Below are 15,888 nucleotides of genomic sequence, written 5' to 3'. Positions count from 1 at the left end.
TTAAGTGGAGAATCTGAAAAAGATGGCAGGTATCAAGGCTGCTGAGTTTGTCAAGGATGGCATGGTTGTTGGACTCGGTACTGGATCAACTGCCTACTATTTCGTAGAAGAAATTGGCCGTCGGATTAAGGAAGAAGGTTTGCAGATTACTGCTGTAACGACTTCCAGTGTGACCAGTAAACAGGCTGAAGGTCTTAACATCCCGCTCAAGTCGATTGATCAAGTAGACTTTGTCGATGTGACGGTTGACGGGGCGGATGAAGTAGATAGCCAGTTTAACGGGATTAAAGGCGGTGGTGGTGCCCTTCTGATGGAGAAGGTTGTCGCAACGCCCTCAAAAGAATACATTTGGGTGGTAGATGAAAGCAAACTGGTAGAGAAACTAGGTGCTTTTAAATTGCCAGTAGAAGTGGTTCAGTATGGTGCAGAACAGGCCTTTCGTCGGTTTGAGCGAGCTGGCTATAAACCAAGTTTCCGTGAAAAAGACGGCCAACGTTTTGTGACCGATATGCAGAACTTTATCATTGACCTAGCTTTGGATGTCATTGAAGATCCAATTGCCTTCGGGCAAGAATTGGACCATGTCGTTGGTGTCGTAGAGCACGGCTTGTTTAACCAAATGGTGGATAAGGTCATCGTAGCGGGACGAGATGGGGTTCAGATTTTAACTTCAACAAAAGCAAACTAATCAACATAATAAGGAGACAGACTATGTCAAAATTTAATCGTATTCACTTGGTGGTACTGGATTCCGTGGGAATCGGTGCTGCACCAGATGCCAATAACTTTGTCAATGCAGGAGTTCCAGATGGAGCTTCTGACACACTGGGACACATTTCAAAAACAGTTGGTTTGAATGTGCCAAACATGGCTAAAATCGGTCTAGGAAATATTCCTCGCGAAACGCCTCTAAAGACTGTACCAGCTGAAAGCAATCCAACAGGATATGCAACAAAATTGGAAGAAGTATCTCTTGGTAAGGATACTATGACTGGACACTGGGAAATCATGGGACTCAACATTACCGAGCCTTTTGATACTTTCTGGAACGGATTCCCAGAAGAAATCCTGACAAAAATCGAAGAATTTTCAGGGCGCAAGGTCATTCGTGAAGCCAACAAGCCTTACTCAGGTACGGCTGTTATCGATGATTTCGGACCACGTCAAATGGAAACTGGCGAGTTGATTATCTATACTTCAGCTGACCCTGTTTTGCAGATTGCTGCCCACGAAGACATCATTCCTTTGGATGAATTGTATCGTATTTGTGAATATGCTCGTTCGATTACCCTTGAGCGTCCTGCCCTTCTTGGTCGTATCATTGCTCGCCCTTATGTGGGTGAACCAGGTAACTTCACTCGTACAGCTAATCGTCGTGACTTGGCAGTTTCACCATTTGCTCCAACTGTTCTCGATAAACTCAATGAAGCAGGTATCGATACTTATGCTGTTGGTAAAATCAACGATATCTTTAACGGTGCTGGTATCAACCATGACATGGGTCACAACAAGTCAAACAGCCACGGAATTGATACACTTTTGAAGACAATGGGACTTGCTGAGTTTGAAAAAGGATTCTCCTTCACAAACTTAGTTGACTTTGATGCTCTTTACGGCCACCGTCGTAATGCTCATGGTTACCGTGATTGCTTGCATGAGTTTGATGAGCGCTTGCCTGAAATTATCGCTACCATGAGAGAGAATGATCTTCTTTTGATTACTGCTGACCATGGAAATGATCCAACCTATGCTGGAACTGACCATACTCGTGAATATATTCCACTTTTAGCTTACAGCCCTAGCTTTAAGAGAAATGGTGTCATTCCAGTTGGACATTTTGCAGATATCTCAGCGACAGTTGCGGATAACTTTGGTGTTGAAACTGCCATGATTGGGGAAAGTTTCTTAGATAAATTGGTATAAGATGAAACGCTATGCTTTACTGGTAAGGGGCATTAATGTCGGTGGCAAGAATAAGGTTGTTATGGCGCAACTTCGTCAAGAATTGACAGAGTTGGGAGTGGAAAAAGTTGATACCTACATCAACAGTGGCAATATTTTCTTTACTTCGACAGATGCCAAAGCCCAATTGGTTGAAAAGTTAGAGGCTTTCTTTGAAATCCATTATCCATTTATTCAGAGCTTTTCTTTGCTGAGTCAGGAAGATTATGAGGCAGAGCTGAAGAATCTGCCTGAATGGTGGACCAAAGATTTGGCTCGAAAAGATGTCCTCTTTTATACAGAAGGCTTGGATGTGGATCAAGTCATTGAGACAGTTGAAAGTTTGGAACTGAAAGATGAAGTGGTTCATTTTGGAAGACTTGGGATTTTCTGGGGGAAGATCTCTGAAGAATCTTACTATACAACTGCCTATCACAAGTACTTGCTCAAGATGCCTTTTTATCGCAACATCACCATTCGCAATGCAAAAACCTTTGATAAAATCGGTCAAATGCTAAAAAATAATAAAGGAGACACATAATGACATTTTTAGATAAGATCAAGGAAACAGCTGCTTTCCTGAAAGACAAGGGAATCCAAGCGCCTGAGTTCGGTCTAATCCTTGGATCAGGACTTGGAGAATTGGCAGAAGAAATCGAAAATCCAGTTGTAGTAGACTATGCAGACATTCCAAACTGGGGCCGTTCGACAGTAGTTGGTCACGCTGGTAAATTGGTATATGGTGACCTTGCAGGTCGAAAAGTCTTGGCTCTTCAAGGTCGTTTCCATTTCTACGAGGGAAATCCTCTTGAAGTCGTGACTTTCCCAGTACGTGTGATGAAAGTTCTCGGATGTGAAGGTGTCATTGTAACCAATGCAGCTGGAGGTATTGGATTTGGTCCTGGTACCTTGATGGCTATCTCAGACCATATCAATATGACGGGGCAAAACCCATTGATGGGTGAAAACTTGGATGATTTTGGTCCACGTTTCCCTGATATGTCAAAAGCCTACACACCAGAATACCGTGCTACTGCCCATGAAGTGGCTAAGAAACTTGGTATCAAGCTTGATGAAGGTGTCTATATCGGTGTAACCGGTCCGACTTATGAAACACCTGCAGAAATTCGTGCCTATAAGACATTGGGAGCAGATGCAGTTGGTATGTCCACTGTTCCTGAAGTGATTGTGGCAGCCCACTCTGACTTGAAAGTTCTCGGTATTTCATGTATTACTAACCATGCTGCTGGTTTCCAAGAAGAACTCAACCACGAAGAAGTTGTGGAAGTGACTGAACGTGTTAAAGGCGACTTCAAAGGCTTGCTTAAAGCGATTCTTGCTGAATTGTAATGTCATGAGAGTTCACTTTATTTTACATGAGACATTTGAGGTTCCAGGCGCATATCTAAAATGGGCTATAGAACGAGGTCATCAAATTACATCAACAAAGGTTTATGAAAAAGAACCTCTTCCTGAAACAATTGACGGGATTGATTTTCTGATTGTCATGGGTGGTCCTCAATCACCTGATGAGGATAGAGAAAACTTCCCATACTATGATCCAAAGGCTGAGCTTGCTTTTATGAAAGAAGCGATTGCTGCAGATATCTATATTGTTGGTGTCTGTCTTGGTGCGCAACTCCTATCTGTTGCCTATGGTGCGAAGTATGAACATAGTCCAGAGCGCGAGATCGGCGTTTATCCTGTGACATTGACGATGCAAGGTCTAACAGATCCTCATTTCAGCTTGTTCGGAGAAACCATAGAAACCGGCCACTGGCACGGTGATATGCCAGGGCTGACAGATGAAGCTGTCGTCTTGGCGACCAGTCAAGGTTGTCCACGCCAAATTATTCGCTTCAGTCCAAAACATTATGCCTTTCAGGCTCATTTGGAATTTGATCCAGACGCAGTAGAATTATTGATTGCTGCGGATGGTGAGGAGAAATTAAGAGAGCAAAGTGAAAAGTTGCCTTTTGTTCAAACACCAGAAGAATTACGTGGAAACGATTATTCTGAAATGAATGCAAAACTGTATGCATTTTTAGATTCATTGGTAAACTAGGAACTACAGAAAGGCAGAGTATCTGAGTTATAGTCAAACTCGGGCTAATTGTTCTGTGAAATATTTAAATTTAAAATCAAGAAAGAAAGGATGGGTAAACCGTATTTGCTGAACTGAATACGGGCAGAGAACTGCGTGAAAAAGATAAACTGTCTAGCATCTGCGATGCTTCGTCAGTTTCCTATTTTTACTTTGTTCTCTGTCGCTATCCTAAATATACAATAAAGAAAGGTAGAGCGTGTGTTCAAATTTGAACACGAGCGGAAACTTTTCTAGAAATTCAGAAAGGAAGGGGAGTTCGGTTTTGAATTGAACTCGGACTGTTCTCTTCTATATCATAAAAATTAAGAAAGAAAGGAATTGAACCCACCCTAAAAGCAGTGGGAAAAAGATAGTTGGTCTAGCGAGCATCGCTCACTGCACCAAACTCCTATTTTCCCTTCGCTTTTTGACGGGTTTGGTATCTTATATTATGTCTATCCATATTGCTGCTCAGCAGGGTGAAATTGCTGATAAAATTCTTCTTCCTGGGGATCCTCTTCGTGCTAAGTTTATTGCGGAGAATTTCCTTGAAGATGCTGTTTGTTTTAACGAAGTGCGTAACATGTTTGGCTACACTGGTACGTACAAGGGTCACCGTGTATCGGTCATGGGAACTGGGATGGGAATGCCGTCCATTTCTATCTATGCCCGTGAGTTGATTGTAGACTACGGAGTGAAGAAATTGATTCGTGTGGGAACTGCGGGTTCATTAAATGAAGATGTTCATGTCCGTGAATTGGTTTTGGCGCAAGCAGCTGCAACCAACTCAAACATCATCCGCAATGACTGGCCACAGTATGATTTCCCACAAATCGCTAGCTTTGATTTGCTTGACAAGGCCTACCATATCGCTAAAGAACTCGGTATGACAACCCACGTTGGGAACGTCTTGTCATCTGATGTCTTTTACTCAAACTACTTTGAAAAGAACATTGAGCTTGGTAAATGGGGAGTTAAAGCTGTAGAAATGGAAGCAGCAGCACTTTACTATCTTGCTGCCCAACACCACGTTGATGCGCTAGCTATCATGACAATCTCTGATAGCTTGGTCAATCCAGATGAAGATACTACTGCAGAAGAACGCCAAAATACCTTCACCGATATGATGAAGGTTGGTTTGGAAACCTTGATTGCAGAGTAATCAGAGAATAGATTTTCAATTACATTAGTTACAAGAACTGTTGTAAGTGATTTATTTTCAATATCTTAGCAATGATAAAGAAAGAGTTGAAAATCCAACTATTGATTTTCAACTTTTTTAGAACTCAGCTTAAGGAGAAATGTGATGGATAAAATTGAACAATTACAAGACTTGATAGATCAAAGCCAACGGATTGTTTTCTTTGGAGGGGCAGGAGTGTCAACCGAGTCTAATATCCCAGATTTTCGTAGTTCAGATGGTGTTTATAGTCATCAGTTAGGCCGTCATTTTACGGCAGAGCAACTCGTTTCTCGGACCATGTTTGAGCGCTATCCAGAAGATTTTTTTGACTTCTATAAAAAATATCTGATTTATCCAGAAGCCAAGCCTAATGCTGCTCACACTTATCTAGCTGCTTTGGAAAAGACAGGTAAGCTAAAGGCTGTTGTGACACAAAATATCGATAGTCTTCATGAAATGGCTGGCTCCCAAAAGATCTTTAAATTGCATGGGAGTGCGGACCGGAATTACTGCCTAGGTTGTCAACGTTTCTATGACTTAACTGCTTTTCTGGCCCTCGAGGGACCTGTTCCCCACTGCTTAGACTGTGGCAAGGTGGTCAAGCCTGACGTGACCTTGTATGAAGAATCACTTGACATGGATGTTTTTAGTCAAGCTGCACAAGCTATTCGGCAAGCAGACTTGCTGATTATTGGTGGGACTTCCTTGGTTGTTTATCCTGCAGCTAGCCTAGTAAACTATTTTTCTGGAACAAATCTGGTCGTTATCAATAAAACCAGTATTCCACAAGACAGCCAAGCTACATTGGTCATTGAAGGCAAGATTGGGGAAGTTTTTTCGAAATTGAGACAATAAAAAAATTTTAGAAGATAGTAACAAAACCTTGTTACTTGAAAGAGGAAGATATTTCAGTTTTTGATCACTATCTCACTCATTGAGACTTGTTACAAACTAGCTGAGAAAATCAAAATACCTTCACAGATATGATGAAGGTTGGTTTGGAAACCTTAATTGCAGAGTAAAATGTAAAAGAAAATCCTGATTTCAATTGAAATCAGGATTTTTTCATAGATGCGATTTTTTCTGGGTCTGGTGTAACGCGGAGGGTCTTTTGTCCTGTGTAGGTTACAAAGCCAGGTTTGCCACCAGTTGGTTTATTGAGTTTCTTGACTTCAATCATATCCACTTGCACGAGATTTGACAAGCGACCTTTGGAGAAGTAGGCAGCTAATTCAGCCGCATCTGTCTTGACTTCGTCAGAAGGATTGAGATTTCCTGAGATGACGACGTGGCTTCCAGGGATGTCCTTGGCATGGAACCAGAGTTCTTCCTTGCGGGCCATTTTAAAGGTCAATTCCTCGTTTTGCAGATTGTTTCGTCCAACATAGATGATGGTCTTGCCATCACTAGCCAGATACTGTTCTGGTTTTTTGCGCTTGTGGATTTTCTCTCGCTGTCTTCTACGGATAAAGCCTGTTTGGATCAGTTCTTCACGGATTTCAGCGATTTCTTCCAGTCCAGCTTGGTTGAGCACAATCTCGACACTTTCCAGATAAAGAATGGTTGCCTTGGTTTCTTCGATCAACTCAGTCAGGTATTTGACAGCTTCTTTGAGTTTCTGGTAACGTTTAAAATAGCGTTGGGCATTTTGGCTGGGACTCAAGGCCTTATCAAGCGCGATGGTGATAGGTTGATTGGTGTAGTAGTTGTCCAAGGTAACCTGATCTTGGTCATTAGGCACTTGGTGGAGGAAGGTTGTCAACAATTCTCCTTTTTGGCGAAATTCTTCAGCATTGTCTGTCGCTAGTAACTCTTTTTCTTGTTTTTTAAGCTTATGGCGATTTTTTTGAAGCTCATTTTCAACACGACGAATGAGTTCACTGGCTTGCTGTTTAACGCGGTCGCGCTCGGCTTTATCCTTATAATAGGTATCTAAGAGATCCGAAAGACTGGCAAAAGGCTCTCCTACACGATTCGCAAAAGGAACTGGACTGAAGGAAGTCTCTGTTAAGCATGGCTTGGTTTTTTGATTGAAAAAGTTACGGAAAGTAGACAGTTTATCACTGACAAGAATGTTTTCCAATTCATTTGCTGTATCGCGTCCTAAACCTTGAAAGAGGCTTTGAAGATTTTTTGCTGTTAGTTCTTGGGTTTGTAGGATTTCAAAGAGCTTTTCATCCTTGACGGTAAATGGATTGAGAGACTCGGTGCTTGGTGGAGCGAGATAGGTCGATCCGGGGAGTAAGGTGCGGTAGCTATTTTGTGAAAAGCCGACGTGTTTGATGACTTCGAGGATTTTATGGCTACTTTTATCCACGAGGAGAATATTGCTGTGTTTACCCATGATTTCGATAATGAGAGTCGCCTGAATATGGTCTCCAATCTCGTTTTTATTGGAAACCGTGATTTCCACAATACGGTCATTTTCGATTTGCTCAATTGACTCAATCAGGGCACCCTGCAAATACTTTCTCAAAACCATGATAAAAGTGGAAGGTTGGGCTGGATTTTCAAAGGTCGTTTGGGTCAGCTGGATGCGACCAAAAACGGGATGAGCAGAGAGGAGCAGACGATGGCTTTGGCGATTGCTGCGGATTTGCAAGATCAATTCTTGTTCAAAAGGCTGATTGATTTTCTGAATGCGACCATTGACCAACTCGCTTCGTAATTCCTCAACCATGTGGTGTAAAAAAAATCCGTCAAATGACATCGTTCTCTCCTTGTGATTGTATTCCATAGTATTATATCAAAAAGGTAGAATAAAATCATGGAAATATGGTATAATAAAGCCAAGTAAAGAGAATCGAGAAGCACATGTATATTGAAATGGTAGATGAAACTGGTCAAGTTTCACAAGAAATCTTGCACCAAACCCAAGAAATTTTGGAATTTGCAGCCCAAAAAATAGGAAAAGAAGACAAGGAGATGGCAGTTACTTTTGTGACCAATGAGCGTAGTCACGAACTCAACCTCGAGTACCGTGATACAGATCGCCCGACAGATGTCATCAGCCTTGAATATAAACCGGAATTGGACATTACTTTTGACGAGGAAGATTTGCTTGAAAACCCTGAATTAGCAGAAATGATGTCTGAGTTCGATGCCTATATTGGGGAACTTTTCATCTCTATCGATAAAGCGCATGAGCAGGCTGAGGAATACGGTCACAGCTTTGAGCGTGAGATGGGCTTCTTGGCAGTACACGGCTTTTTACACATTAACAGCTACGATCACTACACTCCGGAAGAAGAAGCGGAGATGTTCGGTTTACAAGAAGAAATTTTGACAGCCTATGGACTCACAAGACAATAAACGAAAATGGAAAAATCGTGACCTGATATCCAGTTTAGAATTTGCTCTTACAGGAATTCTGACTGCTTTCAAGGAAGAACGTAATATGCGAAAACATGCAGTGACGGCTCTAGTAGTCATCCTTGCAGGTTTTGTTTTTCAGGTGTCACGAATCGAATGGCTCTTTCTCCTGATGAGCATTTTCTTGGTAGTAGCCTTTGAAATTATTAACTCTGCTATTGAAAATGTGGTGGATCTAGCCAGTCACTATCACTTTTCTATGTTGGCAAAGAAAGCCAAGGATATGGCAGCTGGTGCCGTACTTGTGGTTTCCCTTCTTGCTGCAGTGATTGGTGCACTTATCTTTCTCCCACGCATTTGGGATTTATTATTTTAAACAATAAGAGGAAATTATGACATTTAAATCTGGCTTTGTAGCTATTTTGGGACGTCCCAATGTTGGGAAGTCAACCTTTTTGAATCACGTCATGGGGCAAAAGATTGCCATTATGAGTGACAAGGCGCAGACAACGCGCAATAAAATCATGGGGATTTACACCACGGATAAGGAGCAAATCGTCTTTATCGACACGCCGGGGATTCACAAGCCTAAGACGGCTCTTGGAGATTTTATGGTGGAATCTGCCTACAGTACTCTGCGTGAAGTGGATACTGTTCTATTCATGGTGCCAGCTGATGAGCCACGTGGTAAGGGCGACGATATGATTATCGAGCGTCTGAAGGCTGCCAAGGTTCCAGTTATTTTGGTGGTCAATAAGATTGACAAGGTCCATCCAGACCAGCTTTTGACTCAGATTGATGACTTCCGTAACCAGATGGACTTTAAGGAGATTGTTCCGATCTCAGCCCTTCAGGGAAATAACGTTTCTCGTTTAATTGACATCCTCAGTGAAAATCTAGAGGAAGGTTTCCAGTATTTCCCAGCTGATCAAATCACAGATCATCCTGAGCGTTTCTTGGTTTCAGAAATGATTCGTGAGAAAGTCTTGCACCTAACTCGAGAAGAGATTCCTCACTCAGTTGCAGTGGTAGTTGACTCCATGAAGCGTGATGAAGAGACAGACAAGGTTCATATCCGTGCAACCATCATGGTCGAGCGTGATAGCCAAAAAGGCATTATCATCGGAAAAGGTGGGGCTATGCTCAAGAAAATTGGGACCATGGCCCGTCGTGATATCGAACTCATGCTAGGGGATAAGGTTTTCCTAGAAACTTGGGTCAAGGTCAAGAAAAACTGGCGTGATAAAAAGCTAGATTTGGCTGACTTTGGCTATAATGAAAAAGAATACTAAGTAGAGGTGGGCTCATGCCTGCTTCTTGTTTTTACAGAAGGAGGATTTATGCCTGAATTACCTGAGGTTGAAACGGTTCGTCGTGGCTTAGAAAAATTGATTCTGGGTAAGAGGATTTCGAGTGTAGAAATTCGCTATCCTAAGATGATCAAGACGGATTTGGACGAGTTTCGAAAGGAAGTGCCTGGTCAAGTAATTGAGTCCATGGGGCGTCGTGGAAAATATTTGCTTTTTTACCTAACAGACAAGGTCTTGATTTCTCATTTGCGGATGGAGGGAAAGTATTTTTACTACCCAGACAAAGTTCCAGAACGCAAGCATGCCCATGTTTTCATTCATTTTGAGGATGGCGGCACTCTTGTATATGAGGACGTACGCAAGTTTGGCACCATGGAACTCTTGGCACCGGGCCTTTTGGAAACCTACTTTGTTTCTAAAAAACTAGGGCCTGAACCAAGAGAGCAGGACTTTGATTTGCAGGTCTTTCAAGCTGCCCTAGCCAAGTCTAAAAAGCCTATCAAATCTCATCTCCTAGACCAAACCTTGGTAGCTGGTCTAGGTAATATCTATGTGGATGAGGTCCTCTGGCGAGCACAGGTTCATCCAGCTAGACCTTCCCAAACTTTGACTGCAGAAGAAGCGTCAGCTATTCATGACCAGACCATTGCTGTTTTGGGGCAGGCAGTTGAAAAGGGCGGCTCCACCATTCGGACCTATACCAATGCCTTTGGGGAAGACGGAACCATGCAGGACTTCCATCAGGTCTATGATAAGACTGGACAAGCATGTTCGCGCTGTGGGACAGTGATTGAGAAATTCCAGCTCGGTGGACGAGGAACTCATTTTTGTCCTCAGTGTCAAAGGAGGGGCTGATGGGAAAAATCATTGGAATCACAGGAGGAATTGCCTCAGGTAAGTCAACTGTGACAAATTTCCTAAGAGAGAAAGGTTTTCAAGTAGTGGATGCTGACGCAGTCGTCCACCAACTACAAAAACCTGGTGGTCGTCTTTATCAGCTCTTAGTTCAACACTTTGGGCAGGAAATCATCATTGAAAATGGAGAACTCAATCGCCCTCTCCTAGCTAGTCTCATCTTCTCAAATCCTGAGGAGCGGGAATGGTCTAAACAAACCCAAGGAGAGATTATTCGTGAGGAATTGGCTGCACTGAGAGACCAGTTAGCCCAGACAGAAACGGTTTTTTTCATGGATATTCCCCTGCTTTTTGAACAGGACTACAGTGCTTGGTTTGATGAAACGTGGCTGGTCTATGTGGACCGTGATGTTCAGGTGGAACGTTTCATGAAACGGGATCATCTTTCTAAGGAAGTAGCAGAGTCTCGTTTGGCCGCCCAATGGTCTTTAGAGAAAAAGAAAGATTTGGCCAGTCATGTTCTAGACAACAATGGCAGTCGTGATCAGCTTGTGGCTCAAGTAGTGAAGTTACTTGAAGGAGGCGATAGCTGTGCAAGAGATTAGTTGGAAAGAGAATCTTCGTGTCGCCTGGTTCGGTAGTTTTCTAACGGGCGCCAGCATTTCCTTGATCGTTCCTTTCATGCCTATCTTTGTGGAGCAGTTGGGAATTGAAGGAGACCAAGTTGCTTTTTATGCTGGATTAGCCATCTCAGTTTCGGCTGTTTCAGCAGCTCTAGTTTCTCCTATCTGGGGTATTCTTGCTGACAAGTACGGTCGAAAGCCCATGATGATTCGAGCTGGGCTTGCCATGACCATCACTATGGGAGGTTTGGCCTTCGTGCCAAATATCTATTGGCTACTCTTTCTGCGCTTGCTCAATGGTGTATTTACTGGATTCGTTCCCAATGCAACAGCCTTGATTGCTAGTCAGGTACCTAAAGATAAGTCGGGAGCGGCTCTGGGGACTCTATCTACAGGTGTAGTTGCGGGAACACTGACGGGCCCCTTTGTTGGAGGCTTTATTGCTGAAATTTTTGGCATTCGTAATGTTTTTTTATTGGTAGGCGCTTTCTTATTTTTAGCTGCAATCCTAACCATTTTCTTTATCAAGGAAGATTTTCAGCCAGTAGCTAAGGAGAAGACTATCCCAACGAAAGAAGTATTTTCTTCTTTCAAGTATCCTAGGCTTTTAGTGAATCTATTTTTGACGAGCTTTGTCATTCAATTTTCAGCTCAATCAATTGGCCCCATTCTAGCTCTCTATGTGCGGGACTTAGGACAGACTGAGAATCTCCTCTTTGTATCAGGACTAATCGTATCCAGCATGGGATTTTCTAGCATGATGAGTGCTGGAATTCTAGGAAAACTTGGCGATAAGGTAGGGAATCATAGATTGTTGGTCGCGGCTCAGATTTATTCCGTCATCATTTACCTTCTTTGTGCCCATGCAACCAGCCCCCTTCAACTTGGCTTGTATCGTTTTCTCTTTGGTCTGGGAACGGGAGCTCTCATACCAGGTGTCAATGCCCTTCTTAGCAAAATGACTCCAAAATCAGGTATTTCAAGGATTTTCGCCTTCAACCAAGTCTTTTTTTATCTCGGTGGAGTGATTGGACCTATGGCGGGATCCGCAGTTGCAGGATATTTGGGCTACCATGCTGTCTTTTATGCGACAGCAGCCTGTGTGGCTTTCAGTTGTTTATGTAACTTAGTGCAATTTAGATCATTATTAAAAGTAAAGGAAATCTAGTGCGAGTAAAAATCAATCTCAAGTGCTCCTCTTGTGGCAGCATGAATTATCTAACCAGTAAGAACTCCAAAACCCATCCAGACAAGATTGAGGTGTTAAAATATTGTCCAAAGGAAAGAAAAGTAACTTTACATCTTGAATCTAAGTAGAATTTATGGTAAAATAATAGGGATTTTAAGGAGTTTGATATGTATAACCTATTATTAACCATTTTATTAGTATTATCTGTTGTGATTGTGATTGCGATTTTCATGCAACCAACTAAGAACCAATCCAGCAATGTATTTGATGCCAGCTCAGGTGATTTGTTTGAACGTAGTAAAGCGCGTGGTTTTGAAGCTGTGATGCAACGTTTGACAGGTATTTTAGTCTTTTTCTGGCTAGCCATTGCCTTAGCATTGACGGTATTATCAAGTAGATAAGAAATGGGCAGGACTAGGTCTTTGCCTATTTTTATTTTTATACTCTTCAAAAATCAAATTCAAACCACGTCAGCGTCGGCTTGTCGTACTCCAGTACTGCCTGCGCCTAGCTTTCTAGTTTGCTCTTTGATTTTTATTGAGTATTAAATGATGTTTGAGAAGGTCTTACAGTAAAAGAAAATTAAAAAATCTAGAAAGAAAACATGAAAGATAAAATTAAAGAATATTTGCAAGAGAAGGGGCGAGTGACGGTAAATGACCTGGCTCAGGCTCTCGGAAAGGATGGGTCCAAGGATTTCCGTGAGTTGATTAAAACCCTGTCTCTGATGGAAAGAAAGCACCAGATTCGATTTGGAGAAGATGGCAGCCTCACCTTGGACCAGAAGAAGAAACATGAAATCACCCTCAAAGGGGTTTTTCATGCCCATAAAAACGGCTTTGGCTTTGTTACTCTAGAAGGGGAAGAGGACGATCTTTTTGTAGGAAAAAACGATGTCAACTATGCCATTGATGGCGATACAGTTGAGGTGGTCATAAAGAAAGTTGCTGACCGCAACAAGGGAACTGCTGCAGAAGCCAAAATTATTGATATCTTAGAACACAGCCTGACAACCGTTGTCGGTCAAATTGTTCTGGATCAGGAAAAGCCCAAGTATGCTGGCTATATTCGTTCCAAAAATCAAAAAATCAGCCAACCGATTTATGTGAAGAAACCGGCTATCAAGTTGGAAGGTACTGAAGTTCTCAAGGTCTTTATTGACAAATACCCAAGTAAGAAACATGATTTCTTTGTCGCTAGTGTGCTAGACGTGGTGGGGCACTCGACTGATGCTGGGATTGACGTTCTTGAAGTCTTGGAATCCATGGATATTGTTTCAGAATTTCCAGAAGCTGTTCTCAAGGAAGCAGAAAGTGTGCCAGAAGCTCCGTCTCAAAAGGATATGGGAGGTCGTCTGGACCTGAGAGATGAAATCACCTTTACCATTGACGGTGCGGATGCCAAGGACTTAGACGACGCAGTACACATCAAGCCTTTAAAGAATGGCAATATCGAACTCGGAGTTCACATCGCAGATGTTTCCTACTATGTGACCGAGGGTTCTGCCCTTGACAAGGAAGCCCTTAACCGCGCGACTTCTGTCTATGTGACAGACCGAGTGGTTCCAATGCTTCCAGAGCGTTTGTCAAATGGCATCTGCTCTCTCAATCCTCAAGTAGATCGCTTGACCCAGTCTGCTATTATGGAAATTGATAAACATGGTCGTGTGGTTCATTACACCATTACCCAAACAGTGATCAAGACTAGTTTTCGTATGACCTATAGCGCTGTCAATGATATCTTAGCTGGCGATGAGGAAAAAAGACAAGAGTTTAAGAAAATTGTTCCAAGTATCGAGCTCATGGCCAAGCTCCATGAAAGGCTAGAAAGCATGCGTGAGAAGCGTGGTGCCCTTAACTTTGATACCAGCGAAGCTAAGATCTTGGTGGATAAAAAAGGCAAGCCTGTGGATATCGTTCTTCGCCAACGTGGTATTGCTGAGCGGATGATTGAGTCCTTCATGTTGATTGCTAATGAAACGGTTGCCGAGCACTTTAGCAAGTTGGATCTACCTTTCATCTATCGAATTCACGAGGAGCCCAAGGCTGAAAAAGTTCAGAAGTTTATTGATTACGCCTCTAGTTTTGGTTTACGAATTTATGGAACTGCCAGTGAGATTAGCCAAGAGGCTCTCCAAGACATCATGCGTGCTGTTGAGGGAGAACCCTATGCGGATGTATTGTCCATGATGCTTCTCCGTTCTATGCAACAGGCTCGCTATTCTGAGCACAATCACGGTCACTATGGACTAGCCGCTAACTATTACACTCACTTCACCAGTCCTATTCGCCGTTATCCAGACCTTCTAGTCCACCGTATGATTCGGGACTATGGTCGTTCTAAGGAAATAGCAGAGCATTTTGAACAAGTGATTCCAGAGATTGCAACCCAGTCTTCCAACCGTGAACGTCGTGCCATCGAGGCTGAGCGTGAAGTCGAAGCCATGAAAAAGGCTGAGTACATGGAAGAATATGTGGGTGAAGAGTACGACGCAGTTGTATCCAGCATCGTCAAATTCGGTCTCTTTGTTGAATTGCCAAATACAGTCGAAGGTTTGATTCACATTACCAATTTGTCTGAATTTTATCATTTCAACGAGCGAGATTTGACTCTCCGTGGAGAGAAATCAGGAACAACCTTCCGTGTGGGACAGCAAATTCGCATTCAAGTTGAAAGAGCCGATAAGATGACGGGAGAGATTGATTTCTCTTATATTCCAAGTGAGTTTGATGTCATCGAAAAAGGCTTGAAACAAGCTGGGCGCAAAGACAGAGGTCATGGTTCAAGTCGTCGTTCAGACAAGAAGGAAGACAAGAGAAAATCAGGACGCTCAAATGATAAGTACAAGCATTCACAAAAAGATAAAAAGAAAAAAGGCAAGAAACCTTTTTACAAAGAAGTAGCTAAGAAAGGAGCCAAGCATGGCAAAGGGCGAGGGAAAGGTCGTCGCACAAAATAAAAAGGCGCACCACGACTATACAATCGTTGATACGCTTGAAGCAGGAATGGTGCTGACAGGAACGGAAATCAAGAGCGTTCGAGCTGCTCGAATCAATCTCAAGGACGGCTTTGCCCAAGTAAAAAATGGGGAAGTCTGGCTGAGCAATGTTCATATCGCCCCTTACGAAGAGGGCAATATCTGGAACCAGGAACCAGAACGTCGTCGTAAACTTTTGCTCCATAAAAAACAAATTCAAAAATTGGAACAAGAGACCAAAGGGACAGGAATGACCCTTGTTCCCCTTAAAGTCTATATTAAAGATGGTTATGCTAAACTCCTTTTAGGACTTGCTAAAGGGAAACATGACTATGACAAACGGGAGTCTATCAAGCGTCGTGAACAAAACCGCGACATCGCGCGTGTGATGAAAGCTGTCAACCAGCGTTAA

General features: G+C 42.7%; 18 protein-coding genes. 17 read left to right on the top strand and 1 reads right to left on the bottom strand.

The window, feature by feature from the left end; translation table 11 throughout:
- Nucleotides 1–4 precede the first annotated feature (4 nt).
- The 7 genes from rpiA to A6J84_RS03990 all read left to right on the top strand — a co-directional run bounded on the left by rpiA (nt 5) and on the right by A6J84_RS03990 (nt 6,065).
- Entirely contained in the window at nt 5–688 is a 684-nt protein-coding gene (gene rpiA / locus A6J84_RS04020) for a ribose-5-phosphate isomerase RpiA (protein ID WP_095726085.1), read from the top strand.
- A gap of 23 nt (nt 689–711) precedes the next feature.
- Nucleotides 712–1,923 carry a phosphopentomutase gene (locus A6J84_RS04015; protein ID WP_095726084.1) on the top strand — a complete coding sequence of 404 codons (1,212 nt, stop codon included), beginning with the start codon at nt 712–714 and terminating at the stop codon, nt 1,921–1,923.
- Nucleotide 1,924: 1 nt separating this feature from the next.
- Nucleotides 1,925–2,482 carry a DUF1697 domain-containing protein gene (locus A6J84_RS04010; RefSeq protein WP_095726083.1) on the top strand — a complete coding sequence of 186 codons (558 nt, stop codon included), beginning with the start codon at nt 1,925–1,927 and terminating at the stop codon, nt 2,480–2,482.
- Entirely contained in the window at nt 2,482–3,291 is an 810-nt protein-coding gene (locus A6J84_RS04005) for a purine-nucleoside phosphorylase (protein WP_095726082.1), read from the top strand. Before A6J84_RS04010 ends, A6J84_RS04005 begins: the two co-directional genes overlap by 1 nt.
- Before the next feature lie 4 nt (nt 3,292–3,295).
- Complete coding sequence (locus tag A6J84_RS04000; protein WP_001263735.1) at nt 3,296–4,006, top strand: GMP synthase; 711 nt, start codon at nt 3,296–3,298, stop codon at nt 4,004–4,006.
- A 472-nt stretch (nt 4,007–4,478) separates the two neighbouring features.
- The gene (deoD, locus tag A6J84_RS03995) at nt 4,479–5,189 is read left to right on the top strand and encodes a purine-nucleoside phosphorylase (RefSeq protein WP_000022091.1); all 711 of its coding nucleotides are present in this window, start codon (nt 4,479–4,481) and stop codon (nt 5,187–5,189) included.
- Between the two features lie 144 nt (nt 5,190–5,333).
- Entirely contained in the window at nt 5,334–6,065 is a 732-nt protein-coding gene (locus A6J84_RS03990) for an NAD-dependent protein deacylase (protein WP_095726081.1), read from the top strand.
- A 199-nt stretch (nt 6,066–6,264) separates the two neighbouring features.
- Here the strand turns inward: A6J84_RS03990 and pavA are convergent, their stop codons facing one another.
- Nucleotides 6,265–7,920, bottom strand: coding sequence for an Rqc2 family fibronectin-binding protein PavA (pavA, locus tag A6J84_RS03985; protein WP_095726080.1), 1,656 nt, complete (start codon nt 7,918–7,920; stop codon nt 6,265–6,267).
- Between the two features lie 104 nt (nt 7,921–8,024).
- Between pavA and ybeY the strand changes: the two genes are divergently transcribed.
- The 10 genes from ybeY to smpB all read left to right on the top strand — a co-directional run bounded on the left by ybeY (nt 8,025) and on the right by smpB (nt 15,888).
- Nucleotides 8,025–8,522: an rRNA maturation RNase YbeY gene (ybeY, locus tag A6J84_RS03980; protein ID WP_000275166.1), complete on the top strand. Its 498-nt coding sequence runs from the start codon at nt 8,025–8,027 to the stop codon at nt 8,520–8,522.
- The gene (locus A6J84_RS03975; protein WP_000378172.1) at nt 8,503–8,898 is read left to right on the top strand and encodes a diacylglycerol kinase family protein; all 396 of its coding nucleotides are present in this window, start codon (nt 8,503–8,505) and stop codon (nt 8,896–8,898) included. Before ybeY ends, A6J84_RS03975 begins: the two co-directional genes overlap by 20 nt.
- Before the next feature lie 16 nt (nt 8,899–8,914).
- Complete coding sequence (gene era / locus A6J84_RS03970; protein ID WP_071850872.1) at nt 8,915–9,814, top strand: GTPase Era; 900 nt, start codon at nt 8,915–8,917, stop codon at nt 9,812–9,814.
- Nucleotides 9,815–9,862: 48 nt separating this feature from the next.
- Entirely contained in the window at nt 9,863–10,687 is an 825-nt protein-coding gene (gene mutM / locus A6J84_RS03965; RefSeq protein WP_095726079.1) for a DNA-formamidopyrimidine glycosylase, read from the top strand.
- The gene (gene coaE, locus A6J84_RS03960; protein ID WP_095726078.1) at nt 10,687–11,292 is read left to right on the top strand and encodes a dephospho-CoA kinase; all 606 of its coding nucleotides are present in this window, start codon (nt 10,687–10,689) and stop codon (nt 11,290–11,292) included. The genes mutM and coaE overlap by 1 nt, the downstream gene beginning before the upstream one ends.
- Complete coding sequence (locus A6J84_RS03955; protein ID WP_049479715.1) at nt 11,279–12,478, top strand: multidrug efflux MFS transporter; 1,200 nt, start codon at nt 11,279–11,281, stop codon at nt 12,476–12,478. Before coaE ends, A6J84_RS03955 begins: the two co-directional genes overlap by 14 nt.
- Nucleotides 12,478–12,627, top strand: coding sequence for a 50S ribosomal protein L33 (gene rpmG, locus A6J84_RS03950; RefSeq protein WP_007519517.1), 150 nt, complete (start codon nt 12,478–12,480; stop codon nt 12,625–12,627). Before A6J84_RS03955 ends, rpmG begins: the two co-directional genes overlap by 1 nt.
- A 39-nt stretch (nt 12,628–12,666) precedes the next feature.
- Nucleotides 12,667–12,900, top strand: a complete 234-nt coding sequence (secG, locus tag A6J84_RS03945) for a preprotein translocase subunit SecG (protein ID WP_000282517.1) — start codon at nt 12,667–12,669, stop codon at nt 12,898–12,900.
- A 203-nt stretch (nt 12,901–13,103) separates the two neighbouring features.
- Nucleotides 13,104–15,458, top strand: coding sequence for a ribonuclease R (rnr, locus tag A6J84_RS03940; RefSeq protein ID WP_095726077.1), 2,355 nt, complete (start codon nt 13,104–13,106; stop codon nt 15,456–15,458).
- Entirely contained in the window at nt 15,421–15,888 is a 468-nt protein-coding gene (smpB, locus tag A6J84_RS03935) for an SsrA-binding protein SmpB (protein ID WP_001051742.1), read from the top strand. The genes rnr and smpB overlap by 38 nt, the downstream gene beginning before the upstream one ends.

The organism is Streptococcus sp. FDAARGOS_256 (genome assembly GCF_002289235.2).
GTDB lineage: Bacteria > Bacillota > Bacilli > Lactobacillales > Streptococcaceae > Streptococcus.
Note: the sequence above shows the minus strand (reverse complement) of the source record. Positions and strands in the feature narration are given on the sequence as shown.

What these genes read in the sequence shown, in the direction of transcription:
- A6J84_RS04015 (WP_095726084.1), top strand. Translation starts at nt 712, where the DNA reads ATGTCAAAATTTAATCGTATTCACTTGGTGGTACTGGATTCCGTGGGA.
- A6J84_RS04010 (WP_095726083.1), top strand. Translation starts at nt 1,925, where the DNA reads ATGAAACGCTATGCTTTACTGGTAAGGGGCATTAATGTCGGTGGCAAG.
- A6J84_RS04005 (WP_095726082.1), top strand. Translation starts at nt 2,482, where the DNA reads ATGACATTTTTAGATAAGATCAAGGAAACAGCTGCTTTCCTGAAAGAC.
- A6J84_RS04000 (WP_001263735.1), top strand. Translation starts at nt 3,296, where the DNA reads ATGAGAGTTCACTTTATTTTACATGAGACATTTGAGGTTCCAGGCGCA.
- deoD (WP_000022091.1), top strand. Translation starts at nt 4,479, where the DNA reads ATGTCTATCCATATTGCTGCTCAGCAGGGTGAAATTGCTGATAAAATT.
- A6J84_RS03990 (WP_095726081.1), top strand. Translation starts at nt 5,334, where the DNA reads ATGGATAAAATTGAACAATTACAAGACTTGATAGATCAAAGCCAACGG.
- pavA (WP_095726080.1), bottom strand. Translation starts at nt 7,920, where the DNA reads ATGTCATTTGACGGATTTTTTTTACACCACATGGTTGAGGAATTACGA.
- ybeY (WP_000275166.1), top strand. Translation starts at nt 8,025, where the DNA reads ATGTATATTGAAATGGTAGATGAAACTGGTCAAGTTTCACAAGAAATC.
- A6J84_RS03975 (WP_000378172.1), top strand. Translation starts at nt 8,503, where the DNA reads ATGGACTCACAAGACAATAAACGAAAATGGAAAAATCGTGACCTGATA.
- era (WP_071850872.1), top strand. Translation starts at nt 8,915, where the DNA reads ATGACATTTAAATCTGGCTTTGTAGCTATTTTGGGACGTCCCAATGTT.
- mutM (WP_095726079.1), top strand. Translation starts at nt 9,863, where the DNA reads ATGCCTGAATTACCTGAGGTTGAAACGGTTCGTCGTGGCTTAGAAAAA.
- coaE (WP_095726078.1), top strand. Translation starts at nt 10,687, where the DNA reads ATGGGAAAAATCATTGGAATCACAGGAGGAATTGCCTCAGGTAAGTCA.
- secG (WP_000282517.1), top strand. Translation starts at nt 12,667, where the DNA reads ATGTATAACCTATTATTAACCATTTTATTAGTATTATCTGTTGTGATT.
- rnr (WP_095726077.1), top strand. Translation starts at nt 13,104, where the DNA reads ATGAAAGATAAAATTAAAGAATATTTGCAAGAGAAGGGGCGAGTGACG.
- smpB (WP_001051742.1), top strand. Translation starts at nt 15,421, where the DNA reads ATGGCAAAGGGCGAGGGAAAGGTCGTCGCACAAAATAAAAAGGCGCAC.